Origin of the sequence: Flexivirga meconopsidis (assembly GCF_026162425.1) — a bacterium.
Lineage (GTDB): Bacteria > Actinomycetota > Actinomycetes > Actinomycetales > Dermatophilaceae > Flexivirga > Flexivirga meconopsidis.
The window spans coordinates 1-22,524 of sequence record NZ_JAOBQJ010000006.1 but is presented as its reverse complement, the minus strand read 5'-3'; the positions used below and the strand labels follow the sequence as shown (position 1 = coordinate 22,524).

Genomic DNA, 22,524 nt, shown 5'->3' with positions numbered 1-22,524 from the left:
CAGGCAGTGACCGCGGGCCGGGAGCCGCAGACATTTCTCGACCCTCGGCAGGCAAACACGCCGAGGATGCGGCCGACCGCGGCGCGTCAGTATGCCGAGGGTCGACTTTTGTGCGAGCGAGGGACTCGATGAGCGCCGAACTGAACCGCGACCCGCGGGTCGCCGATGTCCGCGAGCGGCTGGCCGCGGCCTACGAGGCGTCCGCGACGGCGCCGGAGCGGGCCCAGGCGAAACTGGACTCACAGGGCAAACTCTATGTGCGCGAGCGGATTTCACTGCTCTTCGACGAGGGTTCCTTCGTCGAGGACGGCCGTTACGCCAACGCCACCGCGGGCAACCTGCCGGCCGACGGCGTCGTCACCGGCCGGGGCACGGTCGAGGGCCGGCCCGCCATCGTGGTGGCCAACGACCCGACCGTGAAGGCGGGCTCCTGGGGGGCGCGCACGGTCGAGAAGATCGTCCGGGCGACCGAGGCCGCGCTGCGCGAGGAGCTGCCGGTCTTCTGGTTCGTCGATTCGGCCGGCGCCCGCATCACCGACCAGGTCGAGCTGTTCCCGGGCCGCCGCGGCGCGGGGCGCATCTTCCACAACCAGGTCGCGTTGTCGGGCAAGGTGCCGCAGATCTGCTGCCTGTTCGGCCCGTCGGCCGCCGGCGGCGCCTACATCCCGAGCTTCACCGACATCCTGATCATGGTCGAGGGCAACGCGTCGATGTATCTCGGCAGCCCCCGTATGGCGGAAATGGTTGTCGGAGAGAAGGTTTCGCTGGAAGAGATGGGCGGTGCGCGGATGCACTGCACGGTCAGCGGCGTGGGCGATCTGCTCGCCTCCGACGACACCGAGGCGATCGAGCTGGCCAAGTTGTTCTTCTCCTACGTGCCCTCCACCTGGCACGACGAACCCCCGTCATACGTGGGGGAGGAGCCGGCGACCGAACTCACCGAGCACACTGTGCCGGAGATCGAGAGCCAGCCGTTCGACGTGCACGAGGTCATCGACGGGATGATCGACGACGACTCGTTCTTCGAGATCAAGCCGCTCTTCGCGCCCGAGCTGGTGATCGGCTTCGGCCGCATGGACGGCAAAACCGTTGGCATCGTTGCCAACAACTCGATGGTCAAGGGCGGCGTGCTCTTCACCGACAGCGCCGACAAGGCGGCCCGCTTCATCTGGATGTGCGACGCCTACTCGATCCCGCTAATCTACCTGGCCGACGTGCCGGGCTTCATGATCGGCTCCGAGGTGGAACGCGGCGGCATCATCCGGCACGGCGCCAAGATGGTGTCGGCGGTGTCGGAGGCCACCGTGCCGCAGTTCTGCATCGTGGTCCGCAAGGCGTATGGCGCGGGCCTCTACGCCATGGGCGGGCCCGGCTTCGGGCCGGACGCGACGCTGGCGCTACCGACCGCCCGCATCGCCGTGATGGGGCCCGAGGCCGCGGTCAACGCGGTGTACGCCGGCAAGATCGCCGAGATCGAGGACCCGGCCGAGCAGGAGGCCTTCGTGCAGGCCAAGCGCGAGGAATACCTGGAGGACGTCGATCTCGAACGGCTCGCATCGGACCTGGTCATCGACGGAGTCGTCGAGGCGTCGTCGTTGCGCACCGAGCTGTTGCACCGGCTCGCCTACGCCTCCCGCCGGGACCGCCGGTTCAGCGAGCGCCGCCGCGCCATACCTCCGGTTTAGTCACCCCACGAAGTTCCTCCCCCCGCTTCGCTCCTTCCGGATACTTCGCGGGGGCCCCGACACTCACCCCACGAAGTTCCTCCCGACCACGCGTGGGGTGGCCGGGACTCATGAGTCTCGCCGGTACCGTTGTGCCGTGAGCGTCGCCGAATCAATCGACCGGACCCAGCGGAAGTTCCCGCCGCTGGGCTACCCGATTGCGGTCGTCTACAAGTTCTTCGACGACCTCGGCAACTTCATGGCCGCGCTGTTCGCCTACTACGCGTTCGTGTCGCTCTTCCCGATGCTGATCCTCGCGACCACGATCCTCGGTGTCGTGCTCGACGGCAACCCGGGCCTGCAGCAGGATCTGATCAGATCCGCATTGAGCGAATTCCCGATCATCGGTGACGAGATCAAGGCACCGAGTGCGTCCACCGGGAGCTGGATCTCGATCGCGGTCAGCGCCGTGGTCGCCCTCTACGGTGCGCTCGGCGCGGCTCAGGCGTTCCAATACATCGCCAACTCGGTGTGGCAGGTGCCGCGCAACTCGCGGCCCAATCCGTTTGCTGCGCGCGGCAAGTCGGTCGGTCTGATCGCGGTGCTCGGTACGACGCTGCTGGCCACGATCGGTCTGACCTCGGTGGTGCCTCGCGTCATACACCTCGCCGGGCTGGCTGCGTTCGGGGTGCGCGTCGGCACGATCCTGGTCGACGTCATCGCGATCACCTTCGCCTTCCGCATCGCGACCGCGCGCCGGGTCCCGACTCTGGGCCTGCTACCGGGCGCGGTCTTCGCCGGGCTCATGTGGCAGGTGCTGCAGACCGTCGGCGGGATCTATGTCGAGCACGTGGTGCAACGCAACACCGCGATCGCCGGGCAGTTCGCGGTCGTCGTCGGTCTGATGATCTTCCTCTACATCGCCGGCGTCGTGATCGCGATCAGCATGGAGATCGACGCCGTCCGGGTGCTGCGGCTCTGGCCGCGCGCGCTGCTCACGCCGTTCACCGACAACGTGCGACTGACCGCCGGAGACATCCGCGCCTACACCGGCCTCGCCGAGGCGACCCGGCTCAAGGGTTTCGAGCGCATCAATGTGTCGTTCGACCGATCCGAGGACCCGGTCGACGACAGCGCGAGTCACGAAGAGGTCGAGCTGCCACTCGATTTCGACGACGACGGTGTGCCGGGCAACGAAGTCGAGTCCCTGCCCCCGCACCCCACCGAGCCGATGCCGGCCAAGACTCCCGCGACGAGACCTGCGGCCCAGCATCGGCTGCCGGAGCGTCCGTCCGAGGAGGACGATTTCGATCCCGGTAGCGAGCAGACGATCCCGTTGGTCACCCGGAGGCGACCGACCGACCGCGACGCCGACGATTCTTCGGTGGTGCGTGGTCCGTGGTCGAAGGGCAGCTGACACCGCCCGGATCAGCGGTCAGTGCAGCGGGGTGAAGTCCCGCGCGCCGAGGAAGGACGGCCGGGGCGCCGGCGCGGCATACGGCTCGACGCAGGTGTTCTCGACGCTGTTGTAGACGATGAACACGTTGGACCGGGGGAACGGCGTGACGTTGCCGTTGGAGGCGTGCATGCAGTTGGAATCAAACATGATCGCGCCGCCCGCGCTGCCCTCGAGTACGTCGATGCCGTGCTCGTCGGCCAGCGCCGTGAGCGTCTGCCGGTCGGGCGTGCCCGCGCCCTGCATGACCAGCGAGCTCTTGTAGTTGTCCTCGGGAGTGCCGCCGACACAGGACACGTAGCTGCGATGGGAGCCCGGCATGATCATCAGCGGACCGTTGAAGGAGTGGTTGTCGGTGAGCGAGATCGAGATGCTCACCGCCCGCGGGCCGGGCATGCCGTCCTCGGCGTGCCAGGTCTCGAAGTCGGAGTGCCAGAAGAAATCCTTGCCCTCGAAGGCAGGCTTGGCGTTGACCCGGCTCTGGTGGATGTAGACGTCCGAACCCAACAGCTGCCGTGCGCGGTCGACGACCCGGCGGTCGCGCGCGATGGCACCGAAAACGGGGCTGGTCAGGTGCACGTCGAAGATGCTGCGCACCTCCTGCGATTTCGCCTCGATCACTGTGCGCTCGTCGGCACGCACCGCGTCGTCGGACGACATGCGGGTCAATTCCCTTCGCATCGCTGCAAGTTCGTCGCCTGTGACCAGCTGGTCGATCATCAGGTAACCAGTGTCGTCGAAGCGCTGCAGCGTGACGGTGTCGAGTGGGCCGTCGTCGGCGGATCCGTGCACGACCGGCCCGGTGCGCGGCAGCACGCGGGGCTGGTCGTCCAGTCGGGTCGGGTAGTGGTCGGTCGTGGTGGGTGCGGTCGTCATACCTCTCCTTTCCGCTGTGGTCAGACGGCTGCTGCTTCCTCGTGAATGACGGGGTACACGCCGTTCTCGTCGTGCACCTCGCGGCCGGTCACCGGCGGGTTGAACACGCAGGCGCAGTGGATCTCCTCCTGCACGCGCACGGTGTGCTTGTCGTGCTTGTCGAGCAGGTAGACCGTGCCGGGCTCGAGGGCGAACTCCTCGCCCGTGTCGCGGTTGAGCAGGGTGCCCCGGCCGGCATACACGTAGACGCACTCGACGTGGTTGGCATACCAGAATTCCGACTCGGTGCCCTCGTAGAGCACGGTGTCGTGGAAGGAGAACCCGACACCGTCCTTGGCGAGCACGAAACGGCGACTGCGCCAGTTGCCGTGCTCGACGTCGTTGTCGGTGTCGTCGAGATCGTGCAGGTTGATGACCTTCATGAATGTCCTTTCAGCACAATGTTTTCCGCTGTATGACGGGGCCTGCTCAGCCGACGAGCGCCGACTCCCGCACCGGCGCGGCGACCGCTGCGCAGGCCTTGGTGAGCAGGTGCAGTCCCTCGTCGAGCTCTTCCTCGGTGATCGTCAGCGGCGGCATCACCTTCACGACCTCGCTGCTGGGGCCAGAGGTCTCGACCAGCAGCCCGCGCTCGAAGGCGGCTGCCTGGACCCGGCCGGCGATCTCGGTGTCCTCGAAGGCGATTCCGGCGAGCAGGCCACGTCCGCGCACCCACGCGCCGTCATGGCCCTCGGCGATGCGCTGCAGACCCGCGTGCAGTTGCTCGGCACGGGCGGCCACCTGCTGCTGGAAGCGGTCGTCGGCCCAGAACAGCTCAAGGGCCGCGGTGGCGGTGACGAATGCCGGGTTGTGGCCGCGGAAGGTGCCGTTGTGTTCGCCGGGCTCCCACTGGTCGAGCTCGGGCCGCAGCAGAGTGAGCGCCATCGGCAGTCCGTAGCCGGAGATCGACTTCGACAGGCAGATGATATCGGGTTCGATGCCGGCCTCCTCGAAGGAGAAGAAGGTGCCGGTGCGGCCGCATCCGGCCTGCACGTCGTCGACGATCAGCAGCACGCCGTGCCGGCGGCAGAGTGCCTGCAGTGCCCGCAGCCACTCGGCGCGGGCGGCCTTGAGACCCCCCTCGCCCTGGACAGTTTCCACGATCACGGCGGCGGGTAGCTCCAGCCCGGACCCGCTGTCGCTCCACGTGCGGTCCAGCCACAGGAAGTCCGGTGTCTCGCCGTCGAAGTAGTCGTCGTAGGGCGCCACGTCGGAGTGATAGAGCGGGGTGCCGGCGCCGGCCCGCTTCATGGAGTTGCCCGTGACCGCGAGAGAGCCGAGCGTCATACCGTGAAAAGCGTTGGTGAAGCTGACGATTCCCTGTCGTCCAGTGCACTTGCGGGCGATCTTCAATGCTGCCTCGACCGAGTTGGTGCCGGTCGGTCCGGGAAACTGCACCACGTGATCAAGTCCGCGCGGGGTGAGGATCAGGTCCTGGAAGGTCTGCAGGAAGTCGCGCTTGGCGACGGTGTAGGTGTCGAGCGAATGCACGACGTGGTCGCCCGCGAGGTAGTCGATCAGCCGCTTCTTGAGGTCGGGATGGTTGTGCCCGTAGTTGAGCGCGCCGGCGCCGGAGAAGAAGTCGAGATAGCTGCTGCCGTCTTCGGTGAACTGGTGCGCACCGTGCGCCCGGTCGAAAACGGCCGGCCAGTCGCGGCAGTAGCTGCGTACCTGGGATTCGCGTGTCTCGAAGATCGTCGTTCCCGTGCTCGTCATCGGTATGTCCTTCCGTGGCAAGGTGATTCAGCGAAGGGGAGCGATGCGGTAGAGACGCTCTGCGTCATGCGCATCGGGGAAGTGGCCTTTGCCGAACAGGTCACGTCGGTCGATCTCGGCGCTCCTCGACTCCGCGAAGCGGCTGAAGAGACCGATGGACGCGGCGTTGTCGTCGGTGATGGTGGTTTCCAGCACCGTGGCGCCGGTGACGCGGTCGGTGAGCTCGTGCAGCATGCGCAGCGCGATGCCCTGCCCGCGGAAGCCCTGGTCGACGGCCACCTGCCAGATCATGAGCGTCTGCGGCTGCTCAGGGCGCAGGTAGCCACTGACGAATCCCGCTGCGAGACCGCCTGATTCGGCGATGATCGAGGTGCTGGCAAAGTCCCGCGCCCAGAGCAGGTAGGCGTACGACGTGTTGACGTCGAGCTCCCCGGCGCCTCGCGCGAGCATCCAGAGCGCGCCGCCGTCGGTCACCTCGGGTGTTCGGAAGGTGACCTGCGAGGTCGTGTTGAGTGGTCGGGTGGGCGTTGTGGTGGGGCTGTTCACGCTCAACGAACGTAACGACTCATCAGTAACAATCAACCGTCATGCGACCCGATCGCACGCCTGGCGGGTGACCAGCGAGGGGGTCGCTGAGCGTAGTTAGCGGCGACATCTCAGGCAATACCCCGCGTGCCACCGGGTGGTGAGAATTTCTTCCGGATCACCGTCCACGATATGGACAGTGGCACCGAATTGTGTTCTGGATCATAGCAATTCGGGGCCCGGCGTCGATGCTCAGCCGGTCTCCGCGACTGCGCTCGTGCGTTGGGTCCCGAACTCAATGCCCTTGCGTTCCTTGCCGATCAGGGTCAGCACGATCACCGCGATGAACACCGGCACCATCGTCGCCGCGAGCGCGAACGGGTAGCCGTGTGACGACGCGAGCGACTCCTGGATCGGCAGGTTGAAAGCGGCCAGACAGTTGCCGAGCTGATAGGTCACGCCCGGGTAGAAGCCGCGGATCTCGTCAGGTGACATCTCGGTCAGATGTGCTGGTATGACGCCCCAGGCGCCCTGCACCATCACCTGCATCAGGAACGAACCGAGGATCACCATGCCCACCGTCGTGGAGTAGGCGAACAACGGGATGACCGGCAGTGCGAGCACCGCGCACACGACGATGATGATCTTGCGGCCGTAGCGCTCGGAGAGTGCGCCGGCGGTCGCGCCGCCGACGATCGCGCCCAGGTTGTAGATCACCGCGATCCAAGTGGCCGTCGAGCTGGCGAAGCCGAGGCCGTCGTCCACGTGCTCCTTGAGGAAGGTCGGGTAGACGTCCTGGGTGCCGTGGCTCATCCAGTTGAACGCGGTCATCAGCAGCACCAGGAAGATGAAGCGCTTCCAGATGGCGGGGTTCTTCAGGATGTCGGAGGCCTTGGTGGTGCTCTGTTTGAAGCGCTGCTGCGTGGACTCCCAGACCTCGGACTCCTCCACCCGGGACCGGATGATCAGCGAGATGAGCGCGGGCACGATCGACAGCGCAAACATCCACCGCCAGGACAGGCCCCACCAGGTGTTGACCACCAGGAAGGCGAGCGACGCGAGCAGGTAACCCATCGAATAGCCGCCCTGCAGGATGCCGGAGAACAGCCCGCGCCGCTTGCTCGGAATCTTCTCCATCGCAAGCGCCGCGCCCAGCCCCCACTCGCCGCCCATGCCGAGTCCGTAGAGCATGCGCAGCACCATCAGGACGGTGAAATTGGGTGCGAATGCGCACAGGAATCCGACGATCGAGTAGAAGACCACGTCGACCATCAACGGGATGCGCCGGCCCGCCCGGTCGGCCCAGAGCCCGAAGAGGAACGCGCCCACCGGCCGCATGACGAGCGTCATCGTGGTGATCAGCGACATCTCGGTCAGCGACTTGCCGAAGTCCTTGGCGATCTGAGCGTAGATCAGCACGACCAGGAAGTAGTCGAACGCGTCCATCGCCCAGCCGAGGTATGCGGCGGCAAACGCGTTGCGCTGGTCCGACGTCAGTTTCTGCGGGGCTCCCGCCGCGGCGGCTGCGGACGACATGCGGCTCCTTCGGCAGTTTTCATAGCCTGACGAAGGGTCACCGTAGACCCGTCACCTGGAAATCCGGCGGCAAGCTCTCAGCCGCGCAGGTCGTGGAAGCCGACGCCGACTTCGGCGAGCATCTCGCGCAGCACCGGCAGGCTGAGCCCGACGACGTTGTGGTGGTCGCCCTCGATTCGCGTCACGTAGGGCCCGCCGAGGCCATCGATCGTGAAAGCGCCTGCGACGTGGAGTGGTTCGCCGGTTGCGACATACGCGTCGACCTCGTCGTCGGTCAGATCGGCGAAGTGCACGACGGTCGAGGCGACCACCCCGAAGGTCGCACCCGACGACTCGTCGCGGGCGTCAACCAACCAGTGGCCGGTGTGCAGCGTGCCGGACCCGCCCCGCATCGCTTGCCAGCGTGCCGTCGCCTGGTCCGCATCAACCGGCTTGCCGAAGGTCTCACCGTCGAACTCCAACACCGAATCACAGCCCAGCACAAGGGAATCCGACTCGACCTGCGAGGCGACGTCCTCGCCTTTCGCACGGGCGAGCAGCAGCGCGACGTCGGCCGGGTCGAGCGTCCCCAAGGTCTTCTCGGCGGCTGCGACGACCGCCGGCTCATCGACCGACGACACGATCACCTCTGGTTCGACACCGGCCGAGCGCAGCGTGGTCAGGCGGGCGGGCGACGCGGAGGCGAGCACGAGTGACACGGTCATGGGCGTCACTGTAGAGCTTGCGTGCCCGACGCAGACCGGCGCGATCAATTGGTTTGGGGCGCGGCCGGCCAACTCACTACCGTGGTGGCCATGTCTAGCCCAGAGGCATCCAGAACCAGGCCGACGGTCACGCCGTCGGCCTGCCCCGACTGACCCCGAGACTTCGGGCATCCCTGCCCTGACGCGATGCGTCACGGCCCGGGTCGGGCGGCGACGGTGGTGGCGAATCAGCCTCTCACTATTCGCTTCTCGCTCTGGAGCCTTAGATGCCTCTCCCGTTGTACCTGCTCGCCGTTGCCATTTTTGCCATGGGGACCTCCGAGTTCATGCTTGGCGGAATCACCCCACGGATCGCCGAGTCGCTCGATGTTTCGCTTGGCACAGCTGGTCTGCTCACCTCAGCGTTCGCCGTTGGCATGGTGGTCGGTGCACCGGCGGCCGCCATCTTGGTACGCCGGTGGGCGCCTCGGTGGAGCCTGCTCGCCTTCCTCGCCGCGTTCGCAACAAGCCATGTCGCAGCAGCACTCACCGACCGCTTCATGGTGCTGCTGGCGATGCGAGTCCTCTCCGCGGTCGCGAACGCCGGCTTCCTAGCGGTCGCGCTCGCCACGGCGACGGCATTGGTAGGTCGGGACCGCGCGGGGCGCGCCTTGTCCGTCCTGCTGTCAGGCACCACGTTGGCCACGATCGTTGGAGTGCCTGCGGGCTCCCTGCTGGGCAATGCAATGGGCTGGCGAGCGACCTTCTGGGCGGTGGCATCGCTCTGCGTGATCGCCGGAGTCGGCATCGCACTGAGATTTCCGGCGATGCCCGCAAGCGGGAACGGTCGATCGGACATCCGTGGCGAACTCTGTGGACTGCGACGCAGCACGCTGCTGCTGATGATGACGCTCGGTGCGCTGGTCAACGCGGCGACGTTCGGGAGCTTCACCTTTCTCGCGTCCTTGGTGACTGGGCGCGCCTCCCTGACCGCAGGCTGGGTGCCGTTCGCGCTGGTGATTTTCGGAGTCGGGTCCTTCGTCGGGGTCACGGTCGCGGGGCGCCTGTCAGATCGGCATCCGAGATTCCTGATCCTGATCGGTATGCCACTGTTGGCGATTGGCTGGGCGGTAGTCGCGATGAGCGCTTCGGATCCGGGATGGCTCTTCCCGATGTTGTTTCTGCAGGGCGCGTTGGCATTCGGCGTGGGCAGCACGCTCATCGCGCGAGTGCTCCACGAGGCCGTCGGCGCCCCGACGCTCGGCGGGTCCTATGCCACCGTTGCGTTCAACGTGGGTGCCGCTGCCGGACCCCTGCTCGGTGGTGTGGCCGTCGAGTCTTCCTTGGGGTCACTCGGACCGCCCGCGATCAGCAGTGGATTGACCGTCGTGGCCACCGCACTCGCGGTTATCCGTATGCGGCTGTGAGGCGGCCCACTCACCCCAGCCGGTCGTCGACGAAGCACCACCGCCACGCCTCGCCCGGCTCGAACGAGCGCATCACCGGGTGCCCGTGCTGCTCGAAGTGTTTGCTCGCGTGCCGGCCGACCGAGGAGTCGCAGCAACCGACATTGCCGCATTGCAGGCAGAGCCGGAGATGGACCCACGTCATACCTTCACGCATGCAGTCGGCGCAGCCCTCGGGGGTGAGCGGGTCGATCGCCAACGGCGCGGCCGCCAAGTGTTCACAACCGAATTGGCGCTCCTCCGGGGTGAGCAGCAACCGATCCGATGCCTCGACGTCGGCACCTTCGTAGCGCGTGATCATCGACTCCTCGATGTCGAGGCTCGCCATCACCGCGTTCAAGACCTCGTGGTCCATGACGCCCTTGTCCCGCAGCCGCAGCACCTTGCAGCGTTCGGCGTCGAGCATCGCCGCGCGCAGCCGACGGTAGGCATCCCCCGGAGTCTCCACCGAGACGTCGTTGCTGCCGAGCCGCTCCCAGGCCAGGTTGGCGCGGCGGGTGCCCTGGGTGCGCAGCGAGGTGACGACCTCCTCGGGCACCTCGTGCTCGCCGTCGTCCAGCTCCTGGTCGAGCCGCTCCGCGCCGGCTGTCACGGTGGCCTGCATCAGCTGCGCGGTCTGCAGCGCGTCCTCGCGGGGGTCGGGTCCGTGCAGGTCGAGCAGTTTGGCCACGAATCCAAGCGAATATCCTTGAATCACAAGGGTGCCCACGGTGACGACGAGTGCGATGAAGACCATCGACTGCCGGTGCGGGGTGTCCGTGGGCAGCAGCGAAGCGGCCGCCAGCGTGACCACGCCTCGCATGCCCGCCCAGGAGGCGATGGCCGACTCCTTGCCGGTGAGGGTGGTGTTGGTCCAACCCATGATCCGGCTCACCGCGGCCAGGCCGAGCAGCCAGATCGGCCGGAGCAGCATGACCGTCGCGAGCACCGCGAGCGCGATGAGCGACGTCTCCGCCAGGCCCGGGTCGGACTCGCGCACCTCGTCGACGATCGTGCGGGTCTGCAAGCCGATCAGCAGGAAGACCATGTTCTCGAGCAGGAACGTGATCGAGACCCAGTTGAGCCGCTCGGACACCCGCGCCTGCGCGGTCTGGATCACCGGCGCCGAGTGGCCGAGTGCCACACCGCAGACCACGGCCGCAATGACGCCGGAGGCATGCACCTCCTCGGCGGGCAGGTAGGCGATCCACGGGCTGAGGAAGCTGACCGCGACGCTCGGCACCGCGTCGGTGACGTAGCGCCATACGAGAGACACGAGGCGGTAGGCGAGGTAACCGATCAGCGCGCCGCCGAGCGAGGCCCACAGGAAGTCCCGACCTGCGGTGAGCACCGTTGCCGCGCCCGCGCCGCCGGCGATCAGGCCCTTGGCGGTGTTGACCGTCACGAGCGCGGTCGCGTCGTTGAAGAGCGACTCGCCCTCCAGCACTGACACGACCCGGCGCGGCAGCCCGATCCGCCGCGCGACGGCCGTCGCCGCGACCGCGTCCGGGGGCGCGACGACGCCGCCGAGCGCGACGGCGGCCGCGAACGGGATGTCGAGCAGCTTCCAGGCCACCAGCGCCACCCCGGACGCGGTGAACAGCACCAGCAACACCGACAGGCTGAGGATCTGGCGACGTTCCCGGCGCAAGTCGATGAGCGAGGTGTTGTACGCCGCTCCGAAGAGCAGCGGCGGCAGGAAGCCGAGCAGGATGATCTCCGGCTCCACCTCGAACGGGTGCGGCATGAACGGCAGGAACGACGCTGCGGCGCCGAGTGCGGTCAGCAGCAGGGGAGCGGACAGCCCGAACCGCCGGGCGAGCGTGGCCACCACGACGACGGAGGCGGTGAGCAGGAAGATCGGTAGGGCGAGGTGCACCGCACCATCCTTGCAGCGCGGGCTCGGCCGCAGGGCCGGAGCCGCTCAGAGCGTGCCGAGCACCGCACCCCGTAGGGTGTCCAGACCAACCGAACCGATGTCGAGCGCGCGGCGGTGGAACGCCTTGAGGTCGAAGCCGGCGCCCTCGCGCTCCTTGACCTCGTCGCGCAACTGCATCCAGATGCGCTCTCCCACCTTGTATGACGGGGCCTGTCCCGGCCAGCCGAGGTAGCGGTCCAGCTCGAAGCGCAAGAACCCCTCGGCCATGTCCGCGTGCGCGGTGAGGAACTGCCACGCCTTGTCGTAGGTCCACTCACCGCCGCCGACCTCGGCCGGCGCCTCGAACCCGCAGTGCACCCCGATGTCGAGCACGACGCGCGCGGCCCGCAGCGATTGCCCGTCGAGCATGCCCATCCGGTCGCCGGGGTCCTTCAGGTAGCCGAGTTCGTCCATCAGGCGCTCGGCATACAACGCCCATCCCTCGCCGTGCCCGGAGCACCAGACATCCATCCGGCGCCAGGTGTTGAGCAGGTTCGATCGGTAGATCGTCTGCCCGCATTGCAGGTGATGTCCGGGCACGCCCTCGTGGTAGACCGTGGTCAGCTCACGCCAGGTGCCGAAGTCCTCGACGCCCTTGGGCACCGCCCACCACATCCGGCCCGGCCGCTCGAAGCCGTCGCTCGGCGGCGTGTAGTAGATGCCGCCGGATTGCGTTGGGGCGATGCGACATTCGATCGTCCGCACCGGCTCCGGGACGTCGAAGTGGGTGTCGGCGAGCTCGCTGATCGCGGCGTCGGCCTTCTCCTGCATCCAGCGTTGCAGCGCGTCGGTGCCGTGGAGTGTGTAGGCCGGGTCCTTGTCGAGCGCGTCCATCGCCTCGCGCACCGTCGCTCCGGGCTTGATCTGCTCGGCGACGTGCGCCATCTCGGCGGTGATGCGGGCCAACTCCTCCTGGCCCCACGCGTAGGTCTCCTCCAGGTCGATCTGCGCACCGAGGAACGCGCGCGAGTGCAGCGGGTACTTGTCACGTCCGACACCGTCGGACTCGGGCGCCTGCGGCAGGATCTCCTCGCGCAGCCGGTCCCCGGCCGCCGCGTACGCCGCCGCCGCCTCGTCGATCGCGTCGCCGATCTGCGGGTGCTGCTTTTTCAGGGTGGCGAAGTAACCGTCGGCTGCGGTGTGGTCCTTCGTCTGCTGGATGCAGGCGGTGACCTGGCGGACCGGACTGACCATGCCCCGCCCGGCGGCTTCGTGCAGCGACTCGAACCAGCCGTCGAGCGCGCGAGGCACCGCGCGCATGCGGCGGCCGACCGTGTCGACCTGGTCCGGGGTGTCGGTCGGCATCAGGTCGAAGATGTCGCGAATCCCCTGCAGCGGCGACTCGATCACGTTGAGCGCGGCATGCTGGATGCCGGCGTCGTAGACCTCGACATCGAGACCGAGACGCTCGCGCATCGCGTCGATCGTGACCTTGTCGACGTCGTCTTGTGCCGTGGCCGACGCCACCTCCGCCAGCGCCTCCCGGGTGGCGGTGTTGCGCGCGGCCAGACCTGCGGGGGAGAAGTCGTCGAGCTCGTCCTGACGCTCCGGCAGGCCGAGGTAGGTCGCCAGCATCGGGCTGAGCGCGACCGCCTTCTCGTGGTGACGATCCGCGATGGCATCGACGGGCGTGGGGGTGCGCGTGGTGTCTTCAGTCACGCCGTCGAACGTATCGCGTGTTAATGCGGGTGCGCGCGGGGATTCGATCGGGGACAATGCGGGCGTGCCACGTGCAAGCTCTGCGTCATACGGGATCGGGAGGGTGCTGTCGGTGAATGTCGGCCGGCAGCAACCCAACTCGGCCAAGGACACCGCGACCGGGATCGACAAACAGGCGGTCGAGCAGGTGCAAGTGCGGGCGCCAGGGCCCAAGCACGGTGGTCTCGGCAGCGGTGTCGTCGGCGATTTCATCGGCGACACCCGGCACCACGGCGGCGACAATCAGGCCGTGTATGCCGTGGCGCGCGAGGAACTCGACTGGTGGTCGGCGCAATTGGGTCGCGACCTGCGCAACGGCACCTTCGGGGAGAACCTCACCACCACCGGCCTCGACGTCGACCACGCCCTGATTGGCGAACGCTGGCAGCTCGGTGACGAGGTGGTGCTGCGAGTCGCCGGGCCACGCATCCCGTGTGGCACGTTCCGGATGCACATGGGGGAGCGGGGCTGGCTGAAAAAGTTTGTCGCACATGGGCTTTCGGGTGCCTACCTGGCCGTCGAGACTCCCGGCACGGTGCGACAGGGTGACGCGATCCGTGTGCTGTCGCGACCGGAGCACGACGTCGACGTGCCGACCACCTTCCGGGCGTTCTACGACGACGTCGACGCGGTGCGCGCGGTCGTCGACGCCCGGGTCTTCGGAGCGGAGGGCCACGAAGGCATGGTGAGCCGGCTGGCGAAGCTCGAACGCCGGACGGCACGGACCTGAACCGGCCGAAACCTCACCAAGTCTTGACGCAGCCCTGACCCGCAGTTCACTCTTCGGTCAGCGGCGCCGCACTAGCGTCGTCATACATGAAACGTCGCACCCTCATTGCGTTTTCGTTGACAACTGTCCTGGCCGCGGCGACCGTGACGCCGGCTGAGGCATCCCAGATCGGCACGGTCTCCGGCGCCACTGCCGCCAACCAGCTGAAGCTCGGCATGAGCGGCACCTCGACCCAGGCCAAGTCGGATCTGGCCACCCTCACGGTCAAGGCTCAGGACCCGATGACCGGCTACTCGCGCGACCTCTTCCCGCACTGGCGGGACGCCTCCACGTGGGGCTGGCCGGTCGCACCCAACGATGCCTGCAACGCCCGCAACGCCGCGCTCTACCGCGACGGGCAGAACGTGCAGATGTCGTCCACCTGCACCAATCTGACCGGCACCTGGATCGACCCCTACGGCGCCGGCAAGTACAACGCCGCGTCCGACATCGACATCGACCACATGGTGCCGCTCGGCAACGCGTGGGCCACCGGTGCCGACAACTGGACCACCACCAAGCGCACGCAGTACGCCAACGACCCGCTGGTGCTGGTCTCGGCCAAGGACACCCTCAACCAGAGCAAGGGTGACAAGGACCCGTCGGTCTGGAAGCCGCCGAACACCGCGGCATACTGCCTCTACGCGACCCGCTGGGTGCTGGTGAAGAAGAAGTACAACCTGTGGGTGACCAGCGCCGAGAAGTCGGCGCTGAACACGATGTTCGGGAGTTGCTGATGGCCGACGACAAGCGCGATTTCACCGCACCTCCCGGTGGCGTGATGACCGACGAGGTCGGCGCGATCACCGGTGACCTGTCGACCTGGCTGGACCCGGAGCAGGCCGGTGCCGTGCGGGTGTCGTATGTCGGGGCGCTCGACACCTACACCGTCACCGGGTCACCGGTCGACGACCTGACCATCGACCAGGTCGTCGAGCGGCTGTCGAAGGACCCGGGCCCGGACGAGACCGGCAACCCGGGCAGCGCCGACCTGCGCTGACCTGCGCGGGCCGGTGCCGCCCCCGGATCGGCGGCAGCCGGTTCAGCCGCGAATCGCGTTGACGGCGCTGAGGATTCCGAGGACGACCATCACCACGGCTGCCGCACGGGTGATCCACTTGATCGGCAGGAACTTCAGCAGCGTCCGCCCGCCGAGCAGCGCGATCAGGCTGACCGCCCAGAGGCCGAGCACGGCGCCGATGCCGACCGACAGCGGGTCGTGATACTTGGCCGCCAGGTTGGCGGTCATGATCTGGGTCAGGTCGCCCCATTCGGCCACGAAGATGACGCCGAAGCCCACCGAGGCGACCTTCCAGAAGCCCGCGCCGTCGGCGACCGACGTCGCGGCCTCCTCGGCGTCGTCTGCTTCGTCCTCGTCGTCGTCCTGCCCTTCCCGCCAGATCAGGAACGCGCCAAGCAGGAAGAGCACCGCGATCACCGCCTCCAGCAGTTGCGCGGGCAGCAGGTGCAGCAGCTGTCCGGCCGCGAGGGCGACCAGGACGTGCACCACGAACGCGGCGCCGGTGCCGGCGAAGACCCAGATCCAGGGGAAGCGGGTGCCGAGCACCAGGCTGGCGATCGCCGTCTTGTCTGGTAGCTCCGCGACGAAGACGAGCGCGAAGACGGTCAGGATGATGCCGATGTCGAGCACGGAGATCCTTGCGGTCGAGCCGGCCGCCGCGCTCGCGGGCAAAGAAAAGGACGAGCGCGCCGAACCGGCAGCGGATAACACTGACGGTTCGAACGTCTCGTCCAGTCACCCGCTCCTGCTGGTGACCCCGGACACCGGGCGGCGGACCGCCAGTATGTCGACATCCGGTCGAGGGACTACTCCCGTTCGGGCAGGGAGCTTAGCGGGCCGGTGCGCTCGCACGCAAAAGTCTGTCGCCCCGCGGCCGGTGCGTGGGGCGACAGACTTTTTGCGTGGGATCAGTAGGTGACGACCGCGCGGAAGCGGACGTCGCCGGCGGTGACCTTGTCGACCGCCTCGGTGATTCGCTCCTTCGGGAAGACCTCGACCATCGGCTTCACCGCGCCCGACGCGGCGATGTCGAGCGCCTCGGTGAGGAAGTTGAGGCCGTTGTGGGTCGCGCCGATCACCTTCTGCCGCTGGGCGAAGAACGGCTGCGGCTCGGTGGGGATGGTGAAGTCGGCGAACGGGTCGAGCCCGACGAGCACCGCGCGCCCGTCGTGCCGCAGACCCTTGAACGCGTCGCGGCCTGCGTCATACGAGTTGGAGCAGAGGAGCAGCACGTCGGCGCCGCCGGCGGCCTGCAGCTCGGCACCGTTCGCGACGACGAGGTCGGCGCCGAGCTCGCGCGCCAGGTCGTGCTTGTCGGCGGAGTGGGTGACCGCGATCGTCTCGTGCCCGGCCGCTTTCGCGTACTGCACCGCAAGGTGCCCGAGGCCGCCGATGCCGACGACCGCGATCTTCTCGTGGGGCTGCGGCTCGGCGGCGCGCAGGCCGCTCCAGACGGTGTAACCGGCGCAGAAGATCGGCGCGGCCTCCTCGTAGGGCAGGCCGTCCGGGATCAGCACGGTGCCGGTCGCGGTCGCGGCGAGATATTCGGCGTGCCCGCCCTGGGTGGTGAAACCGGTCAGTCGCGCATTGGGACAGTTGACCGCTGCCTGCCCGGACAGCGGGAGGTTTTCGCGGCAGTAGTCGCAGCGGCCGCAGGTCGACTGGACCCAGGTGGTGCCCACCCGGTCGCCGACCTTGCGGCTGGTGACGCCTTCGCCGACCTCGACCACCTCACCCACCACCTCGTGGCCCGGCGTGTTGGGGAAGAGGTCGCCGGCGGCGCCGCGGGTGGTCCAGATGTCGGTGAAGCAGATGCCGGTGGCGTGCACCTTGATGAGCACCTGGCCCGGCTCGGCCTTCGGGGTGGGGATGTCGCGCAGTTCCCAGGTGCCGTTGAGCTCCGGGATGACAGCTGCCTTCATGATCGGTTCCTCTCGTTGCACCGGATGTGTTGGTGAGCAGGAAATTACGCCGTACGCCGGGCAAAGCCACTGGCACGGAACGCCATGCTGCTTGCAGTTCGCGCCAATCGTCGATGGCGCGGATTGCGGGTGGAACGGCGGGCGATGCGTGTTCGGGTCGACCTGCCGGTGGCTAGTGTCGTGCTCCATGGCGGGTGACAACTTCGACCTCGACCCGAGCTTCACGGTGCTGCTGCGTGACCTCGGCATACGTCCTGCGCAAGTGCTGCGACGAGCGTCGCTGCCCGGAGACACCTTCGCCCGGCGGCCGTCCGAACTGCCGATCGCCGACTACTACCGTTTCTGGGAGGCGATCGAGGTCGAGGGCCGCGCAGGGGAGGGTGCCGGCGATCTTGCGGTTCGACTCGGCGAGGCGATCTCGGTCGAGCACTTCTCGCCGCCGATCTTCGCGGCACTGTGCAGCCCCGACCTGCGCACTGCCGCGCGCCGCCTGGCGGTCTACAAACCGCTGATCGGGCCGGTGCGGCTGGAGATCGGCGCGGCTGACGAGCTGACGATCACGTACCGGTGGCCGTCCGGCTCGACGCCGCCGCGACTGTTGGCCACGGCGGAGCTGGTGTTCTGGGTCGCGTTGGCCCGGATCGCGACCCGGGAGCAGTTGCGCCCGGTGCGGGTCACGATGCCGAGCCGGCCGGAGCATCCGGCGCAGCTCGAGCGCTACCTCGGCAGCCGGGTGCGCACGGGCGACGATTTCTCGGTGGTCTTCACCGCAGCTGACGCGGCGCGACCGTTCCTGACCGAGAACGACTCCATGTGGCGGATCTTCGGGCCCGATCTGCGACGTCGTCTCGCCGACCTGCAGGCGACCGCGACCACTGCCGACCGGGTGCGGGCCGCGCTCGTGGAGACATTGCCGGCCGGTGACGCCTCGATCGAGGCGGTCACCGGACAACTCGCGACCAGCTCGCGCACCCTGCAGCGCCAACTCAGCCAGGAAGGCACGTCGTTCCAGGCGGTGCTGGCCAACACCCGGGAGAAGCTGGCGCGCCACTACCTGACCCGGGACGACCTGCGCACCTCGGAGATCGCGTTTCTGCTCGGTTACAACGACACCAACTCGTTCTACCGGGCCTTCAAGGCGTGGACCGGTGTGACGCCCGAGCGCGCGCGGGTGGGTGCCGGTGGCGGTAGCGCGGTGCGCGCATAACTCGAAACGGTTGCGGGTTGTGCGCGGGTTTGGCGGCTGGGGCGTGCATAACTCGAAACGGTTGCGGCTTGTGCGCGGGTATGGCGGCTGGGTGCGCGCATAACTCGAAACGGTTGCGTGTTGTGCGCGGGTTTGGCGGCTGGGGCGTGCATAACTCGAAACGGTTTCGGGTTGTGCGCGGGTATGGCGGCTGGGGCGCGCCTCAGTAGGGCAGGCCGGACGATCGCCAGCTCGGCCGGCCGCGGCCGGCCCAGGCCGACCCGCTCGGCGGCTCCGAGGCCGCGTCGCCACCACCGACCGCGGAGAGCACGGCGACGATCGCCGCGACCTCCTCGGGCGTCGCGTTGCCCGAAAGCACCTGCACCTGCGGCGTTTTCGCTACCTCGGGCGTCTGCTGGTCGCTCACAGCGGGATGTTCCCGTGCTTCTTGGGCGGCAGCTTCTCCCGCTTGGTGCGCAGCGCACGCAGCCCGCGGATGACCTGCATGCGCGTCTCCGACGGGGGGATGACCGCGTCGACATACCCGCGCTCGGCCGCGATGTAGGGGTTGGCGAGGGTGTCCTCGTATTCGGCGATCAGCTCCTGGCGTTTCGCGTCGACCGCCGCCGGGTCACCGCCGGAGGACTCCTCGACCTCGGCGATCTGCTTGCGGTAGAGGATGTTGGCCGCGCCCTGCGCGCCCATCACCGCGATCTGCGCGGTCGGCCAGGCCAGGTTGAGGTCGGCGCCCAGGTGTTTGGAGCCCATCACGTCGTAGGCGCCGCCATACGCCTTGCGGGTGATCACGGTGATCAGCGGCACGGTCGCCTCGGCGTAGGCGTAGAGCAGCTTCGCGCCGCGGCGGATGATGCCGCCCCACTCCTGGTCGGTGCCGGGCAGGAAGCCGGGCACGTCGACGAAGGTCAGGATCGGCACGTTGAACGCGTCGCAGGTGCGCACGAAACGCGCGGCCTTCTCCGAGGCGTCGATGTCGAGGGTGCCGGCGAACTGCATCGGCTGGTTGGCCACGATGCCGACCGACTGGCCGTCGACGCGCGCGAATCCGGTGACGATGTTGGGCGCGAAAAGCTCTTGGGTCTCGAGGAATTCGTCGTCGTCGGCGACGGTGCGGATGACCTGCTTGATGTCGTAGGGGACGCCGGGTGAATCCGGCACCAGCGTGTCGAGCTCCAGGTCGGCCGCGTCGATCTCCAGCTCCTCGTCGGCGACGGGCTCGAAGCGCTCCGGCTCGTCGAGGTTGTTGGACGGCAGGTAGGAGATCAGCTCCTTGACGTAGGAGATCGCGTCGGTCTCGTCCGAGCCCATGTAGTGCGCCACGCCCGAACGGGTGTTGTGGGTGCGCGCACCGCCCAGCTCCTCGAAGCCGACCTCCTCGCCGGTGACGGTCTTGATGACGTCCGGGCCGGTGATGAACATGTGCGACGTGTGGTCGACCATCACCACGAAGTCGGTGATCGCCGGCGAGTAGACCGCGCCACCGGCCGACGGTCCCATCACCAGCGAGATTTGGGGTATGACGCCGGAGGCGTGCACGTTGCGGCGGAAGATCTCGGCATACAGCCCGAGGGCGACAACGCCCTCCTGGATGCGCGCGCCGCCCGAGTCGTTGATCCCGATCACCGGGGCGCCGATCTTCATCGCCAGGTCCATGACCTTGACGATCTTCTCCCCGAACACCTCGCCGAGGGACCCGCCGAAGACGGTGAAGTCCTGGCTGAACACGCAGACCGTGCGGCCGTCGACGGTGCCGTAGCCGGTCACCACGCCGTCGCCGTAGGGGCGGTTGCGGTCCTGCCCGAAGTTGGTCGACCGGTGCCGGGCCAGCGCGTCGAGCTCGACGAACGAACCCTCGTCGAGCAGCAGCTCGATCCGCTCGCGCGCGGTCTGCTTGCCCCGGGCGTGTTGCTTCTCCACGGCTCGTGCCGAGCCCGCGTGCACCGCCTCGTCCACCCGGTGCCGCAGGTCGGCCAGCCGGCCGGAGGTGCTGCGCATATCAGGTGTCTCAGGGGAGTTCGCGGCATCGGGGGCCGCTGCGTCGCTCATGACCACTCACAGTAGTGCGGCGTCTGCGGGCGAAGTGAGGGCGGTCACGTACTGGTCGGTTCGGTGCTGTGACAGGGGCCGCAGACGGCGCCGACTAACCTTCAGTGGTGTGAGCCACTTCCTCGACCGCGCCGAGATGAACCACCGGCTGGCCGACACTCCCTGGGAAGAGCTCGACGTCAGCCCGCAGATCGGCTCCACCAACGCCGAACTCCTGGCCGATCCGCACCCCTGGCGGGCACTGGTCACCGACAACCAGACCGACGGGCGGGGTCGGCTCGACCGCGCCTGGGTCGCCGAGCCCGGCCAGTCGATCGCGCTGTCGGCGACGCTGCCGCTGCCGGACGACGCAACCCGCTGGGGCTGGGTGCCGCTGCTCGTCGGCGTGGCGGTGCGCCGGGCGCTGCGGCAGGTCGCGCCGGTCGACGTCGGGCTGAAGTGGCCGAACGACGTGCTGGCCCGCCCCGACCCCGAGGCCGACTGGGGCAAGATCGCCGGCATCCTGTGCAACGCCACCGGCGGCGCGGCGCCCACCGTCGTGGTCGGCATCGGCATCAACGTGCACCAGGACCGGGACGAGCTGCCGGTGGATACCGCCACCTCGGTGCGGATCTGTGGAGCCGAGGTGCGCTGCGAGGACCTGGTGGTCGCGTTGTTGCGGCAGCTGGCCGACATACAACGGCAGTGGGGGCTGCCGACGCTCGACGACGCCTACCGCGCGGCGTGCCTCACGATCGGGCAGGAGGTGCGCATCGAGCTCGCCGGCGACGAGGTCGCTTCCGGGCGGGCGATCGACGTGGACGTGATGGGGCGCCTGGTGATCGAGACGCCGGAGGGTCCGGTGCCGCACGCGGCGGGTGACGTGGTGCACGTGCGCCCCAGCCCGGCGCGCCCCCTCGCCGGTCCGCACGACCGGGCGGCCTTCGTCGACGGGCTCGAGGAGCGGCTCGTCGGGCAGCCCCGCACGCTGCGCCGGGCGGACGTCGCCGAAGCCGCCGGAGTCACCACCGACGACACCCGACGGCTGTGGCGCGCGCTCGGCTTCGCCAACGCCCGGGACGAGGACGTGGTCTTCACCGCGAGCGACGTCGAGGCGCTGCGTGCGGTCGTTGCGACGATCCGCGACGGGGAGCTCGACGAGACCACTGCCCTCGGCCTGGCCCGCGCGGTCGGCCGGAGCACCGACCGACTTGCGATGTGGTCACTGCAATTGATCACCGACATGGTGAGCGGCGGGCAGGGCCTCGGCGTGGACAGCCACATCGCGCAGCTCGCCGCGGAGCGGGCGGTCGAGCTGTCCGATCAGATGGCGCCTCTCATCGACTATGTATGGCGGCGCAACCTCGCCGTCGCGATTTCGCGCATGATCGCCGACTCCGAGCCCGAGTCCCATGTGGGAGTCATCCGGACGATCGGCTTCGCCGACCTGGTCAACTTCACCCAGCTGGTCCGTCAGCTCAGTGAGCGCGAACTCGCAACGTTGGTGCTGCGATTCGAGTCCCTCGCCTCCGACGTGGTGAGCGCGCACGGTGGCGCCATCGTCAAGACGGTCGGTGACGAGGTGCTCTTCTCGCACACCACGGTGGAGGGTGCGATCGCGATCGCGTTCGATCTGCTCGACCAGGCAGCAGCCGACGACCTCATCCCGCGGATGCGGGTCGGCGTCGCGACCGGCCGCGTGTTGGCCCGCCTCGGCGACGTCTACGGCAACACCGTCAACCGGGCGAGCCGACTGACCGCCGCCGCCGAACCCGGCACGGTGCTGGCGGATTCGGACGTCGCGGCCGCCCTCGCGGGCAACGACGAAGTGCGCACGGTCGCCCGGGAAGCCATCCAGCTGCCCGGCATCGGACAGATCACGCCGTGGGTGCTTTCCCGGGTATATACGGAAATGAGGTGTCTCATGAGGCAAGTCCGCATGTAACCCGAGGATCAATCTGGCTGGGGTCACTGTGTAGTTGGTGAGACAGTCCACCGTCTCGTGTGAGACACCCCGGTGGCCTGCT

The 22,524-nt window shown here is 68.2% G+C and carries 20 protein-coding genes; 8 read left to right on the top strand and 12 right to left on the bottom strand.

Annotated elements, in window-relative coordinates:
- The first annotated feature begins 128 nt into the window (after positions 1-128).
- Complete coding sequence (locus N2M23_RS19360; RefSeq protein ID WP_265447832.1) at positions 129-1,685, top strand: acyl-CoA carboxylase subunit beta; 1,557 nt, start codon at positions 129-131, stop codon at positions 1,683-1,685.
- Positions 1,686-1,821: 136 nt separating this feature from the next.
- On the top strand, positions 1,822-3,081 hold the full coding sequence (locus N2M23_RS19355) for a YihY/virulence factor BrkB family protein (protein ID WP_265447830.1): 1,260 nt from the start codon (positions 1,822-1,824) through the stop codon (positions 3,079-3,081).
- Positions 3,082-3,099: 18 nt separating this feature from the next.
- Here the strand turns inward: N2M23_RS19355 and thpD are convergent, their stop codons facing one another.
- The 6 genes from thpD to N2M23_RS19325 form a co-directional block, all read right to left on the bottom strand.
- Positions 3,100-3,996, bottom strand: coding sequence for an ectoine hydroxylase (thpD, locus tag N2M23_RS19350; protein WP_265447829.1), 897 nt, complete (start codon positions 3,994-3,996; stop codon positions 3,100-3,102).
- A gap of 20 nt (positions 3,997-4,016) precedes the next feature.
- Positions 4,017-4,418, bottom strand: coding sequence for an ectoine synthase (locus N2M23_RS19345; protein WP_265447827.1), 402 nt, complete (start codon positions 4,416-4,418; stop codon positions 4,017-4,019).
- A gap of 46 nt (positions 4,419-4,464) precedes the next feature.
- Positions 4,465-5,751, bottom strand: coding sequence for a diaminobutyrate--2-oxoglutarate transaminase (ectB, locus tag N2M23_RS19340; RefSeq protein ID WP_265447826.1), 1,287 nt, complete (start codon positions 5,749-5,751; stop codon positions 4,465-4,467).
- A gap of 27 nt (positions 5,752-5,778) precedes the next feature.
- Positions 5,779-6,297, bottom strand: a complete 519-nt coding sequence (ectA, locus tag N2M23_RS19335) for a diaminobutyrate acetyltransferase (protein WP_265447824.1) — start codon at positions 6,295-6,297, stop codon at positions 5,779-5,781.
- Between the two features lie 231 nt (positions 6,298-6,528).
- Positions 6,529-7,812 carry an MFS transporter gene (locus N2M23_RS19330; protein ID WP_265447822.1) on the bottom strand — a complete coding sequence of 428 codons (1,284 nt, stop codon included), beginning with the start codon at positions 7,810-7,812 and terminating at the stop codon, positions 6,529-6,531.
- A 77-nt stretch (positions 7,813-7,889) separates the two neighbouring features.
- Positions 7,890-8,516: a Maf family protein gene (locus tag N2M23_RS19325; RefSeq protein WP_265447820.1), complete on the bottom strand. Its 627-nt coding sequence runs from the start codon at positions 8,514-8,516 to the stop codon at positions 7,890-7,892.
- A gap of 266 nt (positions 8,517-8,782) precedes the next feature.
- On the opposite strand from N2M23_RS19325, the gene N2M23_RS19320 reads away from it, so the two are divergent.
- The gene (locus tag N2M23_RS19320) at positions 8,783-9,922 is read left to right on the top strand and encodes a Cmx/CmrA family chloramphenicol efflux MFS transporter (RefSeq protein WP_265447818.1); all 1,140 of its coding nucleotides are present in this window, start codon (positions 8,783-8,785) and stop codon (positions 9,920-9,922) included.
- Between the two features lie 10 nt (positions 9,923-9,932).
- On the opposite strand, the gene N2M23_RS19315 is transcribed toward N2M23_RS19320, so the two are convergent.
- Together N2M23_RS19315 and N2M23_RS19310 are read right to left on the bottom strand one after the other, a co-directional pair.
- On the bottom strand, positions 9,933-11,819 hold the full coding sequence (locus tag N2M23_RS19315) for a Na+/H+ antiporter (RefSeq protein ID WP_265447816.1): 1,887 nt from the start codon (positions 11,817-11,819) through the stop codon (positions 9,933-9,935).
- Positions 11,820-11,864: 45 nt separating this feature from the next.
- On the bottom strand, positions 11,865-13,517 hold the full coding sequence (locus N2M23_RS19310) for a DUF885 domain-containing protein (RefSeq protein WP_265447815.1): 1,653 nt from the start codon (positions 13,515-13,517) through the stop codon (positions 11,865-11,867).
- Between the two features lie 64 nt (positions 13,518-13,581).
- On the opposite strand from N2M23_RS19310, the gene N2M23_RS19305 reads away from it, so the two are divergent.
- From N2M23_RS19305 to N2M23_RS19295, 3 genes are all read left to right on the top strand, one after another.
- A complete protein-coding gene (locus N2M23_RS19305) occupies positions 13,582-14,286 on the top strand; it encodes an MOSC domain-containing protein (protein ID WP_265447813.1) in 705 nt (234 codons plus the stop codon).
- An 86-nt stretch (positions 14,287-14,372) separates the two neighbouring features.
- Positions 14,373-15,062 carry an HNH endonuclease family protein gene (locus N2M23_RS19300; RefSeq protein ID WP_265447812.1) on the top strand — a complete coding sequence of 230 codons (690 nt, stop codon included), beginning with the start codon at positions 14,373-14,375 and terminating at the stop codon, positions 15,060-15,062.
- On the top strand, positions 15,062-15,325 hold the full coding sequence (locus N2M23_RS19295; RefSeq protein WP_265447810.1) for a hypothetical protein: 264 nt from the start codon (positions 15,062-15,064) through the stop codon (positions 15,323-15,325). Before N2M23_RS19300 ends, N2M23_RS19295 begins: the two co-directional genes overlap by 1 nt.
- A 42-nt stretch (positions 15,326-15,367) precedes the next feature.
- Here the strand turns inward: N2M23_RS19295 and N2M23_RS19290 are convergent, their stop codons facing one another.
- Together N2M23_RS19290 and N2M23_RS19285 are read right to left on the bottom strand one after the other, a co-directional pair.
- A complete protein-coding gene (locus N2M23_RS19290) occupies positions 15,368-15,976 on the bottom strand; it encodes a TMEM165/GDT1 family protein (RefSeq protein ID WP_265447808.1) in 609 nt (202 codons plus the stop codon).
- A 278-nt stretch (positions 15,977-16,254) separates the two neighbouring features.
- Entirely contained in the window at positions 16,255-17,268 is a 1,014-nt protein-coding gene (locus tag N2M23_RS19285; protein ID WP_265447806.1) for an alcohol dehydrogenase catalytic domain-containing protein, read from the bottom strand.
- 187 nt (positions 17,269-17,455) lie between these two features.
- On the opposite strand from N2M23_RS19285, the gene N2M23_RS19280 reads away from it, so the two are divergent.
- On the top strand, positions 17,456-18,475 hold the full coding sequence (locus N2M23_RS19280; protein WP_265447805.1) for an AraC family transcriptional regulator: 1,020 nt from the start codon (positions 17,456-17,458) through the stop codon (positions 18,473-18,475).
- A 202-nt stretch (positions 18,476-18,677) separates the two neighbouring features.
- Here the strand turns inward: N2M23_RS19280 and N2M23_RS19275 are convergent, their stop codons facing one another.
- Positions 18,678-18,881 carry an acyl-CoA carboxylase subunit epsilon gene (locus N2M23_RS19275; RefSeq protein WP_265447803.1) on the bottom strand — a complete coding sequence of 68 codons (204 nt, stop codon included), beginning with the start codon at positions 18,879-18,881 and terminating at the stop codon, positions 18,678-18,680.
- On the bottom strand, positions 18,878-20,518 hold the full coding sequence (locus tag N2M23_RS19270) for an acyl-CoA carboxylase subunit beta (protein WP_265447801.1): 1,641 nt from the start codon (positions 20,516-20,518) through the stop codon (positions 18,878-18,880). The genes N2M23_RS19275 and N2M23_RS19270 overlap by 4 nt, the downstream gene beginning before the upstream one ends.
- Before the next feature lie 109 nt (positions 20,519-20,627).
- Between N2M23_RS19270 and N2M23_RS19265 the strand changes: the two genes are divergently transcribed.
- The gene (locus N2M23_RS19265; protein ID WP_265447799.1) at positions 20,628-22,442 is read left to right on the top strand and encodes a biotin--[acetyl-CoA-carboxylase] ligase; all 1,815 of its coding nucleotides are present in this window, start codon (positions 20,628-20,630) and stop codon (positions 22,440-22,442) included.
- Positions 22,443-22,524: the final 82 nt, after the last annotated feature.